General features: G+C 66.7%; 18 protein-coding genes and 5 pseudogenes. 5 read left to right on the forward strand and 18 right to left on the reverse strand.

Going from position 1 to position 18,313, the window contains the following annotated elements:
* Positions 1–122 precede the first annotated feature (122 nt).
* Positions 123–993, forward strand: a pseudogene (locus E6W36_RS23955) (carbohydrate porin).
* Between the two features lie 288 nt (positions 994–1,281).
* Here the strand turns inward: E6W36_RS23955 and E6W36_RS06910 are convergent.
* From E6W36_RS06910 to E6W36_RS06950, 9 genes and pseudogenes are all read right to left on the reverse strand, one after another.
* A complete protein-coding gene (locus E6W36_RS06910) occupies positions 1,282–1,509 on the reverse strand; it encodes a bL27 family ribosomal protein (RefSeq protein ID WP_246048279.1) in 228 nt (75 codons plus the stop codon).
* A 71-nt stretch (positions 1,510–1,580) separates the two neighbouring features.
* Positions 1,581–1,883 (reverse strand): annotated as a pseudogene (gene rplU / locus E6W36_RS06915) (50S ribosomal protein L21).
* 105 nt (positions 1,884–1,988) lie between these two features.
* Complete coding sequence (locus E6W36_RS06920; protein WP_222874164.1) at positions 1,989–2,627, reverse strand: peptidoglycan-binding domain-containing protein; 639 nt, start codon at positions 2,625–2,627, stop codon at positions 1,989–1,991.
* Positions 2,628–2,631: 4 nt separating this feature from the next.
* A complete protein-coding gene (ispG, locus tag E6W36_RS06925) occupies positions 2,632–3,741 on the reverse strand; it encodes a flavodoxin-dependent (E)-4-hydroxy-3-methylbut-2-enyl-diphosphate synthase (protein WP_222874165.1) in 1,110 nt (369 codons plus the stop codon).
* A gap of 74 nt (positions 3,742–3,815) precedes the next feature.
* Positions 3,816–4,733: a helix-turn-helix domain-containing protein gene (locus E6W36_RS06930; protein ID WP_342776821.1), complete on the reverse strand. Its 918-nt coding sequence runs from the start codon at positions 4,731–4,733 to the stop codon at positions 3,816–3,818.
* A 116-nt stretch (positions 4,734–4,849) separates the two neighbouring features.
* Complete coding sequence (gene ptsP, locus E6W36_RS06935; RefSeq protein WP_342776854.1) at positions 4,850–7,033, reverse strand: phosphoenolpyruvate--protein phosphotransferase; 2,184 nt, start codon at positions 7,031–7,033, stop codon at positions 4,850–4,852.
* Between the two features lie 151 nt (positions 7,034–7,184).
* Positions 7,185–7,508, reverse strand: a complete 324-nt coding sequence (locus E6W36_RS06940) for a hypothetical protein (protein WP_222874167.1) — start codon at positions 7,506–7,508, stop codon at positions 7,185–7,187.
* The gene (locus tag E6W36_RS06945; RefSeq protein ID WP_222874168.1) at positions 7,493–7,906 is read right to left on the reverse strand and encodes a cytochrome c biogenesis CcdA family protein; all 414 of its coding nucleotides are present in this window, start codon (positions 7,904–7,906) and stop codon (positions 7,493–7,495) included. The genes E6W36_RS06940 and E6W36_RS06945 overlap by 16 nt, the downstream gene beginning before the upstream one ends.
* A gap of 172 nt (positions 7,907–8,078) precedes the next feature.
* The gene (locus E6W36_RS06950) at positions 8,079–8,468 is read right to left on the reverse strand and encodes a thioredoxin family protein (RefSeq protein ID WP_222874169.1); all 390 of its coding nucleotides are present in this window, start codon (positions 8,466–8,468) and stop codon (positions 8,079–8,081) included.
* Between the two features lie 244 nt (positions 8,469–8,712).
* On the opposite strand from E6W36_RS06950, the gene E6W36_RS06955 reads away from it, so the two are divergent.
* Complete coding sequence (locus E6W36_RS06955) at positions 8,713–9,342, forward strand: J domain-containing protein (protein ID WP_425459699.1); 630 nt, start codon at positions 8,713–8,715, stop codon at positions 9,340–9,342.
* Here the strand turns inward: E6W36_RS06955 and yihA are convergent.
* From yihA to E6W36_RS06995, 9 genes and pseudogenes are all read right to left on the reverse strand, one after another.
* Complete coding sequence (gene yihA / locus E6W36_RS06960) at positions 9,231–9,731, reverse strand: ribosome biogenesis GTP-binding protein YihA/YsxC (RefSeq protein ID WP_425459714.1); 501 nt, start codon at positions 9,729–9,731, stop codon at positions 9,231–9,233. The two genes, E6W36_RS06955 and yihA, sit on opposite strands and share 112 nt — an antisense overlap.
* Positions 9,626–11,506: a membrane protein insertase YidC gene (gene yidC / locus E6W36_RS06965; protein WP_425459700.1), complete on the reverse strand. Its 1,881-nt coding sequence runs from the start codon at positions 11,504–11,506 to the stop codon at positions 9,626–9,628. Before yidC ends, yihA begins: the two co-directional genes overlap by 106 nt.
* Positions 11,503–11,752: pseudogene (gene yidD, locus E6W36_RS06970) on the reverse strand (membrane protein insertion efficiency factor YidD). The gene yidC and the pseudogene yidD overlap by 4 nt, the downstream one beginning before the upstream one ends.
* Entirely contained in the window at positions 11,749–12,024 is a 276-nt protein-coding gene (rnpA, locus tag E6W36_RS06975; protein ID WP_246048209.1) for a ribonuclease P protein component, read from the reverse strand. Before rnpA ends, yidD begins: the two are co-directional and overlap by 4 nt.
* Positions 12,025–12,123: 99 nt before the next feature.
* Positions 12,124–12,258 carry a 50S ribosomal protein L34 gene (rpmH, locus tag E6W36_RS06980; protein ID WP_222874425.1) on the reverse strand — a complete coding sequence of 45 codons (135 nt, stop codon included), beginning with the start codon at positions 12,256–12,258 and terminating at the stop codon, positions 12,124–12,126.
* 197 nt (positions 12,259–12,455) lie between these two features.
* Entirely contained in the window at positions 12,456–12,962 is a 507-nt protein-coding gene (locus tag E6W36_RS06985; RefSeq protein WP_222874426.1) for an NrsF family protein, read from the reverse strand.
* Complete coding sequence (locus E6W36_RS06990; protein ID WP_222874171.1) at positions 12,959–13,096, reverse strand: hypothetical protein; 138 nt, start codon at positions 13,094–13,096, stop codon at positions 12,959–12,961. The genes E6W36_RS06985 and E6W36_RS06990 overlap by 4 nt, the downstream gene beginning before the upstream one ends.
* On the reverse strand, positions 13,093–13,296 hold the full coding sequence (locus E6W36_RS18360) for a sigma factor-like helix-turn-helix DNA-binding protein (RefSeq protein ID WP_342776856.1): 204 nt from the start codon (positions 13,294–13,296) through the stop codon (positions 13,093–13,095). Before E6W36_RS18360 ends, E6W36_RS06990 begins: the two co-directional genes overlap by 4 nt.
* Positions 13,242–13,628, reverse strand: a complete 387-nt coding sequence (locus tag E6W36_RS06995; protein ID WP_246048210.1) for a sigma factor — start codon at positions 13,626–13,628, stop codon at positions 13,242–13,244. The genes E6W36_RS18360 and E6W36_RS06995 overlap by 55 nt, the downstream gene beginning before the upstream one ends.
* Before the next feature lie 153 nt (positions 13,629–13,781).
* On the opposite strand from E6W36_RS06995, the pseudogene E6W36_RS07000 reads away from it, so the two are divergent.
* From E6W36_RS07000 to atpA, 3 genes and pseudogenes are all read left to right on the forward strand, one after another.
* Positions 13,782–15,954 (forward strand): annotated as a pseudogene (locus E6W36_RS07000) (primosomal protein N').
* Between the two features lie 166 nt (positions 15,955–16,120).
* The gene (locus E6W36_RS07005; RefSeq protein WP_222874172.1) at positions 16,121–16,690 is read left to right on the forward strand and encodes a F0F1 ATP synthase subunit delta; all 570 of its coding nucleotides are present in this window, start codon (positions 16,121–16,123) and stop codon (positions 16,688–16,690) included.
* A gap of 35 nt (positions 16,691–16,725) precedes the next feature.
* Positions 16,726–18,253 (forward strand): annotated as a pseudogene (gene atpA, locus E6W36_RS07010) (F0F1 ATP synthase subunit alpha).
* Positions 18,254–18,313: the final 60 nt, after the last annotated feature.

Here is an 18,313-nt window from a genome sequence, read left to right on the forward strand (position 1 = left end):
CTCGACTGGATTCCGCGCACAACCCTGTACGCCTACATGACCTACTACAACGGTCAGGCGTTTTCCGGCCGGCAGGTCGGCAATGCCCTGGAGTCTCGAACATCGAGACCGGCGTGCAGGCGGTGCGACTGTACGAGGCCTGGCTGCAGCACGACCTGCCCAACGAACGCGCTAGCCTGCGCTTCGGCCTCTATGATCTCAACAGCGAGTTCGATGCGCTGGCGACGGCCAGCCTGTTCATCAATTCAGCGCACGGCATCGGCGTCGATATCGGCCAAAGCGGGCAGGCCGGGCCGTCGATCTTCCCGCTGACCTCGCTGTCCGCGCGGCTGGAAGTGGCGGTGACACCGGCGCTCAGGGTTCGCGTCGCCGTGCTCGACGGTGTCCCCGCCGACCCGGACCGGCCACGCCGCACGGCGGTCAAGCTGGGTAACGGCGATGGCGTGCTGACGATCGGCGAAGTCGATTACACGCTTGGACCCGCGCGCGTGATCGCAGGATACTGGCGCTACACCGCGCCGTTCGAAGTGGCGCTGGACAGCGCCCTGACGGGGTTTCCGTGGCGCGCCGGGGCAACGACGGCGGCTACATCCGTGCCGAGAGCAGACTGATGTCCGAGGGCAACAGCGAGGACCAGGGCCTCACCGGCTTCGTGCGGCTCGGCTGGGCCGATCCGCGCTTCAATGATTTCGGCAGCTTCTACGCCGGCGGGCTGGTCTACACCGGAGCAATCCCGGGTCGGAACGAGGACCAGCTTGGCCTCGCCATAGCGCCTACGCCCGCACGACCGGTCGCGCCAAGTCCCTGGCGGCGCTGGACGGTGCCAGCCTCGCGCCGAACGAGACCAATCTCGAGCTGACCTACCGTGCGCCGATCACATCCTGGCTCACCGTGCAGCCAGACGTGCAGTATGTCATCAACCCCGGCCTCGACCCGTCGCTCAAGAACGCGGTCGCGATCGGCCTGCGCGCTGAAGTGGCGGTGAGCTTTTAAAGCCTGATGACTTTACGGTGAGCCATGCGCCATCGCGCGGTCGCACACACGCCGCTCACCCTGAACTGGACGAAGGGCTGAGCGGCTCGTGGTTCGTCCAAGCTCACCACGAGCGGACTTTACAGCCTGCTCCAGTGAAGATCGGAATGGCGATCCCACCTGAAGTCATCACGTTCTAGAGCGATTTCCAGTCAGATGGCATCATCTGGCGATTAAGAAATCGCAGTAAAACAGGAGCATAGAGAGGCCGGTCTGATTCTATCAGATCGGTCGCAGCAGTCTGTGGAACTATTCCGCGGCGATCGCCGACGCATCGTCGTTGGCGGCCGGCACGATGCTCACATAGGAGCGGCCAAGCTTGCCGACGTGGAACTTCACATGGCCCTCGGCGAGCGCGAACAGCGTGTGATCGACGCCGATGCCCACATTGGTGCCCGGGTAGAACTTCGTGCCGCGCTGACGGACGAGGATGTTGCCGGCCAGCACGAACTGACCGCCGAAACGCTTGACGCCCAGACGGCGCCCGGCTGAGTCGCGACCGTTGCGAGAGGAGCCGCCTGCCTTTTGTGTGCCATGACGTAAAACCTTTACAGCGAAGCGTTGATGCCGACGATCTTGATCAGCGTCATGTTCTGACGGTGGCCGGCCTTGCGGCGATAGTTGTGGCGGCGCTTCTTCTTGAACACGATGACCTTGTCGGTCTTGAACTGCTCGACGATCTCGGCAGCGACCGATGCGCCGGCGCCAATCGCCACCGAGGCCATCGCCAACCATCAGCACGTCCGCAAGGGTCAGGGCGTCGCCCGGGCGCCGTCCAGCTTTTCGACAGCCAGCACATCGTCTGCTGCCACCCGATATTGCTTCCCGCCAGTGCGAACCACTGCGTACATCGTCTTGATCCTAGGCTGCGCCCGGTTGAACGCGGGCAAAACTGTCTTCCCCGCATGCGCGGGCCAAAGCGAAGCTGCGTCTCTAGACGCAAACCGGCTTGAATGTCAACGGCTCTCGGCATCGCCCGGCACGGCTGGATCTGCCGGCGCACCATTGAACAACTGGAACAGCGTCTGCTGGTCGGGCAGGCCGGTCACCGGGAGGCCATGGGCGCGCTGGAACTGGCCTATGGCGTCCAGCAGGCGCGCTGAAACGGCCCCGTCGACTGGCCCCGTGTAAAGCGACTGGCCGGCCAGAGCGGTCTGGATGCGACGAATGACGACCGTGTACAGACGGACGCTCTGGCCGTTGCTGCCGGCAATCGACTGCATGGGCGAAAAGGCGTCGACGCGGCTGGGCTGAAGCGAGCGCCCGACCTCGGCCGCCGCCGCCGCAACATCCAGCGACGGCCGCCGCGCACAGGTGCGCCGCACAAGCTCCAGCAGGTAGAGATCGTCGTGCCAGGCGGCGATATCGTAGGTGTCCCGCTCGTAGCGGTTCATGGCGCTGAGATAGCCGGCCAGCCAGTTGGCGACGCCCTGCGCCATCGTCGGGCTGGACGGGAGCGTGCGCAAGAACTGGGAGCATGAGGTCTGCCCGATGCCACGCACGGCATAGCGCCCCGTGGAGTCGACGGCGTTCGCCCAGTTCGGATCAAGGGCAAGCGTCGCCAGACCCAGCACCGCCATCGCCGCGCCGAGCATCGGCTCAGGCCGCTTCGGCTTCGGCCTCCATTTCGGCGGCCTTCTTTTCGACCAGGGACACGATGTGCTCGATCATCTTCTCGTCGTCGATATGATGGTCGGTGACGCCGCTCAGGTAGACCATGTGCTTGCCCGCGCCGCCGCCGGTCAGGCCGATGTCGGTTTCGCGCGCCTCGCCGGGGCCGTTCACCACACACCCGAGCACCGAGAGCGAGATCGGCGTGCGGATGTGCTGCAGCCGCTCTTCCAGCTTCTCGACGGTGCGGATCACGTCGAAGCCCTGGCGGGCGCAGCTCGGGCAGGAGACGATCCGCACGCCCCGTGTGCGCAGCCCGAGCGACTTGAGGATGTCGAAGCCCACCCGCACCTCCTGCTCCGGCTCCGCCGAGAGCGAGACGCGGATGGTGTCGCCGATCCCGGCCCACAGCAGCGAGCCCAGCCCGATCGCACTCTTGACGGTGCCGGCGATCATCGCGCCGGCCTCGGTGATGCCAAGGTGGAGCGGGCAGTCGACGGCATCGGCGAGCTGCTGGTAGGCGGCGACGGCCAGGAATACGTCGCTTGCCTTCACGGCGACCTTGTATTCGTGGAAATCATGGTCCTGCAGCAGCTTGATGTGATCCAGCGCGCTCTCGACCAGCGCTTCGGGGCACGGCTCGCCGTACTTCTCCAGCAGGTCCTTCTCCAGGCTGCCGGCGTTGACGCCGATGCGGATGGCGCAGCCGTTGGCCTTGGCGGCACGAACCACTTCGGCAACGCGCTCCGCCGAGCCGATGTTGCCCGGGTTGATGCGCAGGCAGGCGGCCCCGGCGTCGGCGGCCTCGAGCGCGCGCTTGTAGTGGAAATGGATGTCGGCAACCAGCGGCACGCGGGCGGCACGGGCGATCTGCCGGAACGCGGCCGTCGACTCCTCGTCAGGGCAAGATACGCGGATGATGTCCGCGCCGGCGTCTTCGCAGCGGCGGATCTGATCGATGGTCGCGCGCGCATCTGTCGTCGGCGTGTTGGTCATGGTCTGCACCGTGATCGGCGCATCGCCGCCGACCGGCACGGCACCGACCATGATCTGGCGGCTCTTGCGGCGCATGATGTCGCGCCAGGGACGCACGCTCATTCCAGGACTCCTGCTAATCTCATTCCACCGGTTCTATAGGCGTTGCCTGCGCCCGATAAAAGGCCGTCGCGCGATTACTGCGCCGGGGCGCCGCGTGCAGCGAGCGCCGGCGCGGTCAACTCCACGTCCCGGACCACATCGTTCGGCCCACCCAGCGGCGGCAGAGCGACGCCGTTGACGCTCACATCCAAAGCGCCGGCGCGCCCGGTCCACAGCAGTTGCCGCGACCCGGACGGCACCGAGTACTGGTCGCCGGCGCGCAGGATACGCTGAAGCACGGTCTTGCCGGTCGCCGTATCGGTGATCTTGACCCAGGCGTCCTCGCGCGCGGTCAGAACCACGACGCCGGACGGATCGATCGCCGGCGGTTCAGCGGCTGTCACGGGTGGCGTTTCCGGCGGCGGGGTGGCCAGCGTGTCCGCGGCAAGCGGCGGCAGCGGGGCGCTCGCGGCAGGAGCCTCGACCGCGGTGCCGGCAGCAGGCGCAGACTCTTCCGGCGCATCGGATACCACGCTGGGGACAATCTGCGACAGGGTCTGGGTCAGATCGCCCTGGCGGGCAAGACTTGCCAGAATGACCACAGCGGCGACGCCGAACATCGAAAGCAGAATCAGCCGCAAGGATGGCCCCTTGCGCTCGTCGAGCGGATGCAGCTCGGTCACCTTGGTGGGCGTCAGGTGGTGCGCGGCTTCGGCCTTGAATTGTTCCGCCAGTACGTCCGGCGCAAGGCCGAGCCAGCGCGCATAGGTCTTCACGAAACCCACGGCGTAGGTGAGGCTCGGCAGGTCGGCGAACACGCCCTCCTCCAGCGCCAGCAGGTAGCGCGCGGGTATTCGGGTCTCTTTGCGATCAGCTCGATGGGTGCGTCGCGCTCCTCGCGCCGACGGCGCAACAAATGCCCAACCGAAAACCCGCTGAGTCCGGTTCTGTCGCCAGCCTCGGCCATCGTCGTCACCCGGCGCTCCCATTCGGTGCGTCTCACCAGCCGTCATGAAAGGATGTTACAGGAACAATACGCTTTTGGACAATCGCCTGTGCAAAAATAGTGTCTTTGGGGTCCGCAAGACCGCACGGCTGCAGCGCGCCGAACGCTGCTACGCGCGCGACGTCAAAGCGGAATGCCGTGCTGGCCGCTGAACGCCAGCAGGCGGGCGCGGATGTCCGTCCCCGGCGTGGCAAGCCATCCCGCCATCGCTGTGCGCAGTTCTGCAAGCGGCGTCGCCCGTACCATGGCCTTGATCGGGCCGACGGCGGCGGGCGTGATCGAGAAGCGTTCAAGGCCGATTCCCAGCAAGGCCAGGCACTCGAGCGGACGACCACCCATTTCCCCGCACGAGGTCACGGGCTTGCCGGCGGCGGCGGCGGCCTCGATGATCTGGCGCAGAAACCGCAGGATCGACGGCGACACCCAGTCGTAGCGATCCGCAAGGTTCGGGTGCGACCGGTCGGCGGCGAACAGGAACTGGATCAGGTCGTTGGTGCCGATCGACAGGAAATCCGCAGTTCGCAGCAGCGCATCGAGCTGGAACGCCAGCGCCGGCACCTCGACCATCGCGCCATAGCGTATCTGTCGCGGCGTCGCCTCGTCGCGGGCACCCATCGCAAGGCGCTGCTCCTCGACGACGGCGCGCGCCGCATCGAACTCCCAAGGCTCCGTCACCATCGGGAACATCAGCCACAGGTCTTTGCCGGCCGCCGCCTCGAGCAGCGCACGCGCCTGCACCTTCAACAGGCCACGCCGCTCCAGAGCCAGTCGCAGGGCGCGCCAGCCCATCGCCGGGTTTTCCTCCTCGATCTCGACGCCCTTCATGTAGGGCAGGGATTTATCACCACCGATATCGACGCTGCGGAACACGACCGGCCGATCGCCCGCCGCCTCCAGGACCTGGCTGTACAGGCGCGCCTGCGACTGGCGACGCGGCAGCTTGGCTGAGACCATGAACTGGAATTCGGTGCGAAACAGGCCAATGCCGTCCGCGTTTGTAAGGTCTAGGCCGGGCAGATCGACCAGGAGCCCGGCGTTGATGAACAGGCTGATGCGCGCGCCGTCCGGCGTGATGGCCGGCAGGTCGCGCAGCTTCGCAAATTCCGCCTGCCGCTTTTCGCGCAGCGCCACATGGGCCTCGAACTGGCGCACCACCGACGGCGACGGCCGGACGAACGCCGCCTCGCTGCCGGTGTCGATCAGGATGGGGTCGCCCTCCGCCACGGTTTCGCGCAGCCCGCGCACCCGGCCGAGCATCGGGACGCCCATGGCGCGCGAGACGATGACGACATGGGCGGTCGGCGATCCTTCTTCCAGAATTACGCCTTTCAGCCAGCGCCGGTCGTATTCCAGCAGTTCGGCCGGCCCGAGCGCCTTGGCGATGAGAATAATGTCCTGCTGCAACTCCAGGTCGGCGGCGGTGCCCGATTTGCCGGAGACGATGCGAATCAGCCGGTTGGAGAGGTCCTCCAGGTCGTGCAGGCGCTCGCGGAACAGCGGGTCCTTGGTCTTGAGCAGCGCGGCGCGCGTGCGTTGCTGCACGCGTTCGATCGCGGCTTCCGCCGTCAGGCCGCTGTCGATGGCGGCGTTGATGCGCCGCGACCAGCCTTCATCGAAGGCGAACATCCGATAGGTTTCCAACACCTCCTTGTGTTCGCCAGAGCTGGAAAACTCTGCCTGGGTCAACAGCCGGTCGATCTGGACGCGCATGGCGGCGAACGCGTCGTAAACGCGCTTGCGCTCATACTCGATATCCTCCGCGACCGTATGTTCGATGACGATGCTTGGCTGGTGGAACACGGCGATGCCGCGCCCCAGGCCCTCGACCAGCCGCGACCCGGCGAGTCGCTGGGAGCCGCTGGTCTGCGCGCGGTTGCGGGCGATGGTGGCGTCGTCGACCACGCCGGCGCTGGCGATCAGCTCGGAGACGACCATGGCGACCGTCTGCAGCAGCTCGATCTCTTCCTCGCCATATTCGCGCGGGTCGACATGCTGGACGCAGACCACGCCAGCCGCCTGCTCGCGGCGCAGGATCGGCACGCCGGCAAAGCTGTGGAACAGCTCTTCGCCGGTCTCGGGACGATAGGCGAAGTTCGGGTGCTTGCGTGCTTCGGCAAGGTTCAGCACCGCGCGAGTCTGGGCGATGGTGCCGACCAAGCCTTCGCCCATGGCCAGTTGGGTCACATGAACGGCGGATTGCGCAAGACCGGTCGTCGCATAGAGCTCCAACCGGCCGTCGCGCTGGACGTAGATCGAGCAGACTTCGCTGCTCAGCCCTTCCGCGATGACCGCGGTAACCTGGTTCAGCTTGGCGCCGAACTGCTCGCCGCCATGATTTCATGCAGGCGCCGAACGACGTCGCGCGGGGAGCTGATGCGGCTGTGGCTGAGGGAGTGCGCCATCGCGCTTGTTTAGGCTGCGTTTGCCCGCGCGTCCATGCCGCTGTCTGTTTTCGCAATCAAATCCCGGTGGTGAGATCGATCAGCCATTGCGGGCTATGCGCAAGAGCAAACGCCTCCAACTGCTTGTCGAGGCCGCTCAGCACCAGAAGCCCGGTCAAAAGCAGGCCGACGCCCAGAAGCCGCTTGCCGAGCGCGCTGGCGCCGCCGATTCTACCGCGCATCCTCACCAGCGTCTGCCGCCCGATGGTGCCGATCAACAGCAGCGGCAGCGCGGCCCCGATGCCGAACAGCCCCATGGCGAGGGTCACCATGCCCAGCTCCTTGCCCTGGCTCGCCAGCAGGCTCGCCGCGCCGAGGGTCGGGCCTACGCAGGGCTCCATACCGCGCCCAGCAGTGTGCCGAGGCCAAACTGCCCGAGCCAGCCGCGACTTGGCAGATCGGCGGTTCGCTGCGCCGCCCAGTCGCCGACTGGTTGCAGCGCGGACTGGAAGGCGCGCTGGGCGATCGGCACCGTCATCACGGCGCCGAACGCCACGAGCATCGCGCCGGAGACGGTCCGGAAGACATTCGCGTCCAGCCCGATGCTGAAGCCCACCGTCGCCACGAACAGGCCAACCACGGTAAAGGAAATCGCCAATCCGGCCGCAAGCGCCAGCGGCCCAAGGCGATGCTCGTTCGCCGCCGATCCGAACACGATCGGCAGGATTGGCAGCACGCAAGGGTTCAGCACGGTCAGCACGCCGGCCAGAAAGGCGGCGCCAAGGGTCAGAATGTCCATGGGCATATCCCAAGAGCTTGATCGGCTGAGGTTGAAGCATCATTGCTTCAGCCGGGGGCGTAAATCAGGCCCTCTTCGGCAAAATAGACCATGATTCACGCTTCAGATCAGTTCAGCCTGAAGCGATCGAGGTCTAGGCCAGGCGCGTCCTGTGACGCGCCTGGCGCAGAGGCTACTTGGCCAGCGCGGAACCGGCGAGAGCGCGGATTTCCTTGGCGTTGGTCGAGCCGACCGAACGCGCGGTCTCCTTGGCGCCGTTGAAAGCAATCAAGGTGCTCTGACGGCTTGCCTGGAAGAAGCGCACATCGTCCTTCTGCTTGTCGAAATCGATCCTGAAAATGGTCAGCCCGGAAAACGCCGGGTCAGCCGCGATGGCAGACAGCGTCGTACCCTGCGCCTTGCAGGTCGGGCACCAGTCGGCGTGGATGTCGACCAGGATCGGCTTGCCTTCTTTCTGGGCAGCGGCGAACGCCTCCTTGGTGTAAGGTTGGGCTGGTCCAGCGACGGCGGCCTGAGCGAATGCGACAGTTGTGGCCAGAGCCAGAAGCACTTGGCGGATCATGCTAGTCTCCCTTTGGAAAATTGTGGTTGACCCCCGTATTCGTGCTGCCTGCGAGCGCGGTTACAAGCCGTCCCGGAAAATGCGCCGTGGTCATGCTCCTGTCTTTGACTTGTGGCAGTGGCTTTTGATTAAAGGGGAAGTAACAGAGGTCACACGCGCATGCCCAAACGCACACGCACGGACGATTGGGGTTTCCCCGCTGGCGCGCCTACGGCCAGACGCGCGAGGCGGCCAGCGTGCGCCTGTGCGATCGGGAGGGTGCGGCAAACCGGGCGATTGCCCGGCGCCGAAGTCCGCCTGGACCTCCGAGCGCTGGTGGTTCTGCCAGGATCACGCCGCCGAATATAACCGTCAGTGGAACTACTTCGAGGGCCTGGGCGACGAAGCCGCGCAGGCGCGCGCGGAAGCGGAAGCGCGCGCCGCGAACGGCTATCGGCGCGCATCCCACTGGGCTTGGACGGAAGACGGCGAGGACGGGCTGACGCGGGCGGAGCGCGATGCGCTGGCGGTGCTTGAGCTGGATTCGGCGGCCAGCGGCGCAGACATCAAGGCGGCGTTCCGACGGCTGGCGAAGCAATATCACCCGGATATGGCGGGGCCGGACGCGGAAGCGGCCACGCGCTTCCAGGCGGTCTCCGCCGCCTATGAAATCCTCAGCCGCCGGGTCACCAACGACAAGGGCCTGAGTTCGGTCAGCGCAGCGCCAGTTCGGCAATATGGGCCCGCAGCTCGGGGACGCCCCAGCCTTTTCGCTGCTGGTCGTCAGGATGACCGGGTAGGCAGCGGGCCGGCGCGCCGTCTGGGCGGCGACCGCGTCCTCATCGCGCTGCCGCCGTCGGGCAGCTTGTCGGCCTTGGTGAGCACGATCTGGTAGTTGACGGCCGCCCGCTCCAGTTGGTCGAACATCTCGATGTCGTTGGGCTTGAGGCCGTGTCGCGCGTCGATCAGGACCATGACGCGCTTCAGGTTCGTGCGCCCGGCCAGATAGGTGTTGACCAGCTTGCGCCAGGCGGCGGCCACGGCCTTGGGTGCCTCGGCAAAGCCATAGCCGGGCATGTCGACAAGACGCAGGCACGGCGGCTGACCAACTGCGAACAGGTTCAACTGCTGGGTGCGCCCCGGCGTCACCGAGGCGCGCGCCAGGGCCTTCCGGCCGGTCAGCGCATTGATGAGCGACGATTTGCCGACATTGGAGCGCCCGGCGAACGCGACTTCCGGCAGGTCGGCGGCGGGTAGCTGGTGCAGCTCGGCGACGGACAGCAGGAATTCGACCGGCCCCGCGAACAGTCGCCGGCCGTCTTCGATCCGCGTGGCCTCGGCTGTAGCCTCGTCGTCCTGCACGTCAGGCCTGGGGCGCTGGCGTTGTGCCGTGCTGGAACGTCAGCCAGCGCTGCTGGACGATGGTCAGCAGGTTGTTGGTCGTCCAGTACAGCACCAGCCCGGCAGAGAACGGGGCCATGATGAAGGTCATGAACAGCGGCATGAACGCGAACACCTTGGCCTGCACCGGATCGGTTGGCTGCGGGTTCAGCTTCATCTGGATGTACATGGTGATGCCCATCAGGATCGGCAGGACGCCGATCGCGATGAACGACGGCGGCGTGAACGGCAGCAGGCCGAACAGGTTGACCGGCGTCAGGGGATCGGCGGCAGAGGTCCTTGATCCAGCCGACGAACGGCTGGTGGCGCATTTCCAGCGAGACGAACAGCACCTTGTACAGCGCGAAGAACACCGGCATCTGCACGATCAGCGGCAGACAGCCGCCGAGCGGGCTGATCTTTTCCTTCTGGTAGATGGCGATCAGTGCCTTCTGCATCTCCTGCGGATTGTCCTTATAGCGTTCCTGCAGGTCCTTGATCCGCGGTTGCAGCTCCTTCAGCTTGTTCATGCTGGCGTAGGATTTGTTGGCCAGCGGGAACATGACCGCCTTGACGATCACGGTAAGGGCGATGATCGCCAGCCCGAAGTTGCCGAGCATGTGGTACAGCCAGTGCAGCAGCAGGAACATCGGCTTGGTGAGGAACCAGAACCAGCCCCAGTCGATCGCGCGGTCGAACAGGGTCGCGTTCAACTGCGCCTTGTAGCGGTCGATCAGGTCGACCCTCTTGGCACCGAGGAACAGGTGCGCCGTCTGGCTGACCGATTGCCCGGCAGCGAGCGTCGTCGGGTCCACGAGGTAATCCGCCTGATAGCGGTCGCCGGCGCCGCTGTGTTTGTAGCTGGCCTTGATCGCCGCCTTCTGGTCGGGAATGAGGGCGGCCAGCCAGTATTTATCGGTGATGCCGATCCAGCCGCCGGTCGAGGCCTCGGCTGGTTTCGGCTCCTTGCGGACGTCCTCGTAGCTGCGCTCCTGCAGGCGGCCGTTGATGACGCCGAGCGGCCCTTCATGCAGCACGAAGAACTTCTGGTGCTTCGGCTCGCCGGTGCGGGCGAGCAGGGCATAGGCCCCAAGCACCAGCGATCCCTGGCCCTGGTTGCGCACCGTCTGCGTGACGGTGAACAGGTAGTTTTCGTCTACTGTATAGCGGATTTCGAACAGCTGCCCCTGATCGTTGTCCCAGCGCAGCGTCACCGGCTTGCCGGGGCTGAGGGTCGCCTGGTCTGCAGTCCAGACCGTCTGCGGCCCAGGCGTCCTGACACCATTGCCGAGCCAGCCGAGTTCGGCGAAATAGGCGCCTTTCGCGCCGTCGGGCGACAGCAGCACCACATGCGGCGACTTGGGATCGATGGTCTCGCGGTATTGGGTCAGCGTCAGGTCGTCGAGGCGCGCGCCGGTCAGGTTGATCGAGCCGCTGAGCGTCGGCGTCTGGATGCGCACACGGCCTGGCGCGGCCACAAGGACGGAGCGGTCGACCGTCGGCGCAGCAGCAGGTGCCGGCGCGCCCGGTGCGGCAGCCGCCGTCGCTTGCGTTGTCTGTGCAGCCTTGCGCTGCGCCGCCTCGGCCGCCACTTGCGGCTTCACGAAAAGCTGGTCCCAGGCCAGCAGTACGATCAGCGCCAGCAGCAGCGCCAGCATCAGGTTCCTGTTCTCGGTCAACGCACCCTCTCACATATCATACGGCGCTGCGGATCGGCAGCCGGCACCGGGTCGAATCCATGGCCGCCCCAGGGGCCGCATCGGCACAGCCGCCGTGCCGTCAGCCAGCCCCGCGCCATAGGCCATGTTGCCGGAGCGCGCCAACCGCATACTCAGAACAGCTCGGGATGTAGCGGCAACTGGGCGGCAGAACCCCGACAATCCCCACTGCCAGAGGCGGATCAGGCCAGTGAGTGCGCGAATCACGCTTTCTGCTCCAGAGGTCTACTTTTGCTGAGCTTCTGCAAGCCCTGGGTCAGGTCGCGCATCAAGTCGATCATGGGCCTGCTCAGGCCATCGCTGCGGCCAATCAACACGTAATCGGTTCCAGCGCGGCCATGCTGCGGCACAACCGCACGGATGGCGCTGCGCAGGCGGCGCTTCAGCCGATTGCGCACCACCGCGCCGCCGATCTTCTTGGTGACCGTGATGCCGACACGCGCACAGGCCGCCGTATCGTCGCGGCGCAGCGCCAGCAAGGTGAAGCCGGGGTATGCCAGCGGCGACCGGCATTGGCGGCGAGGAAATCGCGGCGAAAACGCAGGGTCTCAACCGGCATCACGCCGGGGTGACCAGGCTCAGGCGGAGAGACGCTTGCGGCCTTTGGCGCGGCGGGCGGTAAGGACGCCGCGACCGCCGACAGTGGCCATGCGCGCGCGAAAGCCATGGCGGCGTTTGCGAATCAAACGGCTGGGTTGATACGTGCGCTTCATGATGACGTCCGCCTGCAATACCTGAACAGTGTGAAGCCGGCTTCCTTATAGAGGTCGACGGCGAGTCAACGCAGCCGCTACCAGTGTCGTGTCTCGGTTTGAAACCTCCCCGCTCACCCTGAGCTGGACGAAGGGTGAGCGGCTCGTGGCTCGTCCGAGCTCACCACGAGCGGATTTTGCAAACTGAGACACTACCGCTACCAGCGCCGTGTGAACATAAGGGTCGCGCCCGCGACAACCACCCCGACGATCAGCATCGCCGGGCCGTGGCTCATGAGAATGTGCCGCATGTCGCTCATCCCGCAGGAGAGCAGCATGGCGAAGTTGCCCAGGCTGGCGCTGGCCAGCGCGGTCGTGCCGGCGAGCAGCATCGGCTGGGTCGCAGCGCCCAGGCGCACCCAGCGCATCATCAGCAGCGCCGGCAGAATGCTCGCCATCAGCACAAGGCCGAAGCACCGCGGTCCGCCGAACTCGATGGTGTGGATGAACGGGCTGGCACCGTCCTCGACCATCATGACGATCGGCGGGACGACGAACGCCAGCGCGCCGAGGATGATCAGCGGCCAGGCCCAGCGAGGCTTGCGCGCGCCAGGGCGCGCCAGCCGAACGGTCAACACCAGGCTGCCAGCCGTCAGCGCCAGCAAAATCGCACACAGGACCCATAAGCCGCGGTCGCGGGAAATGGTCGACAGGTCCGTCTTCAGGCCCCGATCAGGGTCACGAGGAGCGCCGCCGCCAGAAAGCCGGGAATCAGTTCGCGCAGAAGCCGGGCCGCATCAAGCCGTGTGACTGGCTTTGCGTCGCTGACGAGGGTGTCGATGAGGGACTGTGCGGTCATGGCAGTTCAGCCTGTAGTTTTCGGTCCATGGTTTCAATCAGGGCGGACATGCGTTTAAGGCCGCGGTGAATGTTGACCTTGACGAGCGAGGTGCTTTGCCCGGTCAGGCTCGCGGCTTCCTCGATCGACAAGCCGTCGATCTTCGTCAGGCGGATGACCGCCGATTGCGCGGACGGCAGAATTGCCAGCAGGCGCTCCAGTCCGTCCGCATGCGCAGCACTTCCGCCGAGCTGCCGGACTCGATCGTGTCCTGCAACTCAACTTCCGCCGCCCGTGTCGTCTTGCGCAGGCCGTCGATCCACTTGTAGCGGGCGATCGCCGCCACCCACGGCAGCAGCGGCTGCGCCGGCAAATAAGTATGTCGCTTGTTGTGGATTGCGACCATTGTTTCCTGCACCAGATCGTCAATCAGCGACGGTGGCGCGCGGCGGGCAAAGTAGCGCGTCAACCATCCCTGCAGCGCCATCAGCACAGCACGGTAGGCAGCGGCGTCACCGTTTTGCGCCGCCGCCATCCAGTGTTGCCACTGCATGGCTACATCTGATCCGGGTTTCGCTGTCATCGTGATTTCCGTTACACGAGGCGGCGCTGGTTAGACAATTTTGCGCTGACCCGTTTACGCGACTGACACGATACATTTCCCTGCCCGGCTTCTTTTGTGTTCGCCCGCACGCTAAACCCGGTCATGGTCGCGCCTCAAGCACTTAAACGCATACGGGTGGTTCCGCTTTCCGCGGCGCCCAGCCCGCTGGATTATTCGGTGCCGCCGGAAATGGCGCTTGCACCCGGTGACCTGGTGCGCTGTCCACTCGGCCCGCGCACCATTGTCGGCGTGGTGTGGGACGACACGCTGGCCGCCGCGCCAGTGCCGGACGCGCGCTTGCGCCCGGTTGCCGCGCGCATCGACGCGCCGCCAATCCCCGATGCGACGCGGCGTCTCGCGCAGTGGGCTGCAGGCTATTATCTCGCGCCGCTGCCGGCGGTGCTGCGCATGGCTCTGCCCGGCGCGGACCTGCTGGAAGCCTCGACGCGGCGGGTCTGGCGTCGCGTGCCGCCACCTGGACCCCTGACGCCGCGACGACAGGCGGCCTGGGATGCCATCGGCGGCGCCAGCGGCTCGATGGCGGAGCTGGCGCGCCAGGCGGGCTGTGGCCCGGCGCTCATCAAAAGCCTCGCGGAGGCCGGCGCGCTCACCGAGGCGCAGACGGCGCGCGATGCGCCCTATCCGCTCCCGGACCCGGATCGCGTCGTCCACCTGCTGTCTCCTGAACAGGAGGCGGTCGCACATGCCTTGCGGGACGATGTCCGCACGCAGGCGCGCACGCCGCCGGTTCTGCTCGACGGCGTCACCGGGTCCGGCAAGACCGAGGTCTATTTCGAGGCGGTGGCGGAGGCGCTGCGTCATGACCGGCAGGCGCTGGTCTTGCTGCCGGAGATCGCGCTGACCCTGCCATGGCTGGCGCGCTTCGCTGCGCGCTTCGGCTGCCCGCCAGTGGTCTGGCATTCTGGCCTCGGCCAGGCGGAGCGCCGGCGCGCCTGGCATGCGATTGCGGATGGCACGGCCCGGGTCGTGGTCGGCGCGCGCTCGGCGCTGTTTCTGCCCTATCCGCGCCTGGGCCTGATCGTCGTCGACGAGGAGCATGAGGCGAGCTTCAAGCAGGAGGACGGCATCTGCTACCAGGCGCGTGACATGGCGGTGGTGCGCGGCACGCTGGAGCCATGCGCGGTCGTGCTCGCCAGCGCGACGCCGTCGCTGGAGAGCCATGTCAATGCCGAGGCCGGGCGCTACCGGCGGCTGGCGCTGCCCAGCCGGCACGGCGGCGCGGCGCTGCCGGCGGTCGGCGTCGTCGATCTGCGCCGCACGCCCCCGAGCGCGGCCGCTGGCTCAGCCCGCCGCTGACGCAGGCGCTCGACGACACGCTGGCGCGCGGCGAGCAGGCGCTGCTGTTTCTCAACCGTCGCGGCTATGCGCCGCTCACCTTGTGCCGGGCCTGCGGCGAACGGCTTGCTGCCCGCAGTGTGCCGCCTGGCTGGTCGAGCACAAGCTGACCGGCCGGCTGCATTGCCATCACTGCGGCTACAATGCGCCGAGCCCGCGGTTCTGCCCGTCGTGCGATGCCGAGGATACGCTGGTCGCCTGCGGTCCCGGGGTCGAGCGCATCGCCGAGGAGGCGGCACAGCGCTATCCGGGCGCGCGCCTGGCGCTCATTGCCTCGGACACCATCACCAGCCCGGAGAAGGCAGCGCAGATGGTGGAAGCCGTGGAGGCCGGCGCAGTCGATATCCTGATCGGTACCCAGCTCGTTGCCAAGGGCTATCACTTCCCGAACCTGACCCTGGTCGGCGTGGTCGATGCGGACCTGGGGCTGGCGGGCGGCGATCTGCGCGCGGCCGAGCGTACCTTCCAGCAGATCACCCAGGTCTCCGGCCGGGCCGGACGCGCCGACAAGCCGGGGCGGGTGCTCCTGCAAAGCTGGCAGCCGGATGCAGCGGTGCTGCGTGCGCTGGCCGCCGGCGATACGGCGGCCTTTACGCGGCCGAGCGCGGCCCGCCAACGCCATGCCATGCCGCCGTTCGGCCGGCTTGCCGCGCTGGTGGTCTCCGGGCCCGATCAGGCGCAGGCGCAGGGCGTGGCACAAGCGCTGGCGCGCGCGGCACCGCATGCGCCGGGGCTCGCCGTGCTCGGCCCGGCACCCGCGCCCCTGGCACTGCTGCGCGGGCGTCATCGCTTCCGGCTGCTGCTGAAGGCGGACCGCACGGTCAATGTGCAACTGCACCTGCGTGACTGGCTCGCCCGGGTCCGCTGGCCGTCGTCCGTGCGCGTCAGCGTCGACGTCGACCCATACAGCTTCCTGTAGTTTTGCAGCACGCGATCCGACGAAGGTCCGTATCGATCCCTGCCGCCTTGCAACGCACAAAAGCCCATGCTAACCGCCCCTCGCGTTCGAGTCCCGCGCTCGCGCGCGCATTTCGGCGGGTTTTCGCCACGCCGAATCGAGAAAAAGTTCCCAAGCGAGGCCTCCTGTGGCGACATTCGACGCGTTTCAGTCTTCCGCCGATGTGTCCGGTTTGTCCGGCCGCTATGCGACGGCGCTGTTCGCGCTCGCCAGGCAAGCCGGGTCGCTGGATGCCGTGGCGGCAAGCCTTGGTACGCTGGAGGCCGCCATTGCCCAGTCTGCGGACGCCCGCCGCCTGCTAACCAGCCCGGTGGTAAGCCGCGCGGCCGCCGGCAAGGCGATCAAGGCGCTGGCCGATACACTGGCGCTGGACGGCCTGACCACGCGCTTCCTCGGCGTACTCGCCGCCAATCGCCGGCTGGCCAGCCTGCGGGCGGCGGCACGCGGCTACCGCGCGCTGCTCGCCCGGCACAAGGGCGAGGCGACGGCGCAGGTGACTGCCGCGCACCCGCTCAGCGAGGCCCAGCGCGCGCAGCTCGCCGACAAACTCAAGACCAAGCTCAAGCGCGACGTCGCGCTCGACGTGACGGTCGATCCCGCCCTGCTTGGCGGGCTGGTGGTCAAGGTCGGCTCGCGCCAGATCGACTCCAGCCTCAAGACCAAGCTTGACTCCATTGCCCGCGCCCTCAAGGCGTAACGCAGACCACGCAGCAAGAACTAGAAAGGCCGACCATGGACATCCGCGCCGCCGAAATCTCCAAGGTGATCCAGGATCAGATCGCGAATTTTGACGTCGCCGCCGAAGTGGCGGAAGTCGGCCAGGTGCTCTCGGTCGGTGACGGGATCGCCCGCGTCTATGGCCTCGATCAGGTCCAGGCCGGGGAGATGGTCGAGTTTCCCGGCGGCATCAAGGGCATGGCGCTGAACCTCGAGGCGGACAATGTCGGCGTCGTGATCTTCGGCGAAGACAAGACGATCAAGGAAGGTGACACCGTCAAGCGCACCGGTGCCATCGTGGACGTGCCGGTCGGCAAGGGCCTGCTTGGCCGCGTGGTCGATGCGCTCGGCAACCCGATCGACGGCAAGGGCCCCATCGAGGCGACCGAGCGCCGCCGCGTCGAAGTGAAGGCGCCGGGCATCATCCCGCGCAAGTCGGTCCACGAGCCGATGCAGACCGGCCTCAAGGCGCTGGACGCGCTGGTGCCGGTCGGCCGCGGTCAGCGCGAGCTGATCATCGGCGACCGCCAGACCGGCAAGACCGCCGTCGCCATCGACACCTTCATCAACCAGAAGGGCGTCAACGCGAGCGGCGACGAAAAGCAGAAGCTTTACTGCATCTATGTCGCGGTCGGCCAGAAGCGCTCGACCGTCGCCCAGATCGTGCGCGCGCTCGAGGAGCAGGGCGCGATGGAATATTCGATCGTCGTCGCCGCGACCGCGTCCGAGCCGGCTCCGCTGCAGTTCCTGGCACCCTACACCGGCTGCACCATGGGTGAGTTCTTCCGCGACAACGGCATGCACGCCGTGATCGTGTACGACGATCTCTCAAGCAGGCGGTCGCCTATCGCCAGATGTCGCTGCTGCTGCGCCGTCCGCCGGGCCGCGAAGCGTACCCGGGCGACGTGTTCTATCTGCACAGCCGCCTGCTCGAGCGCGCGGCCAAGATGTCGGATGCGTTCGGTGCCGGCTCGCTGACCGCGCTGCCGGTCATCGAAACCCAGGCCGGCGACGTGTCGGCCTACATCCCGACCAACGTGATCTCGATCACCGATGGCCAGATCTTCCTCGAGACCGATCTGTTCTATCAAGGCATCCGCCCGGCCATCAACGTCGGCCTGAGCGTGTCGCGCGTCGGCTCGGCCGCGCAGACCAAGGCGATGAAGAAGGTCGCCGGTTCGATCAAGCTGGAGCTGGCCCAGTACCGCGAGATGGCGGCCTTTGCACAGTTCGGCTCCGACCTCGACGCCTCGACCCAGAAGCTGCTGAACCGCGGCCAGCGTCTGACCGAACTGCTGAAGCAGGCGCAATACAGCCCGATGCCGTTCGAGGAGCAGGTGATCTCGATCTTCGCCGGCGTCAACGGCTTCCTCGATACGATCCCGGCCAGGACGTGCAGCGCTTCGAGCAAAGCTTCCTCAGCGAGATGCGCAGCCGTCACGCCGAGGTGATCGCCGACATCCGCACCTCCAAGGCGCTGTCCGACGACACGACCGCCAAGCTCAAGAGCATCCTGACCGATTTCGTGAAGACGTTTGCATAAGGGACGAAAGCCGTCATTCCGGCCCCGGCCTGCGTCGGGGTGACAAAGAAAGGCGTCGAG

The organism is Hankyongella ginsenosidimutans (assembly GCF_005144965.1).
GTDB lineage: Bacteria > Pseudomonadota > Alphaproteobacteria > Sphingomonadales > Sphingomonadaceae > Hankyongella > Hankyongella ginsenosidimutans.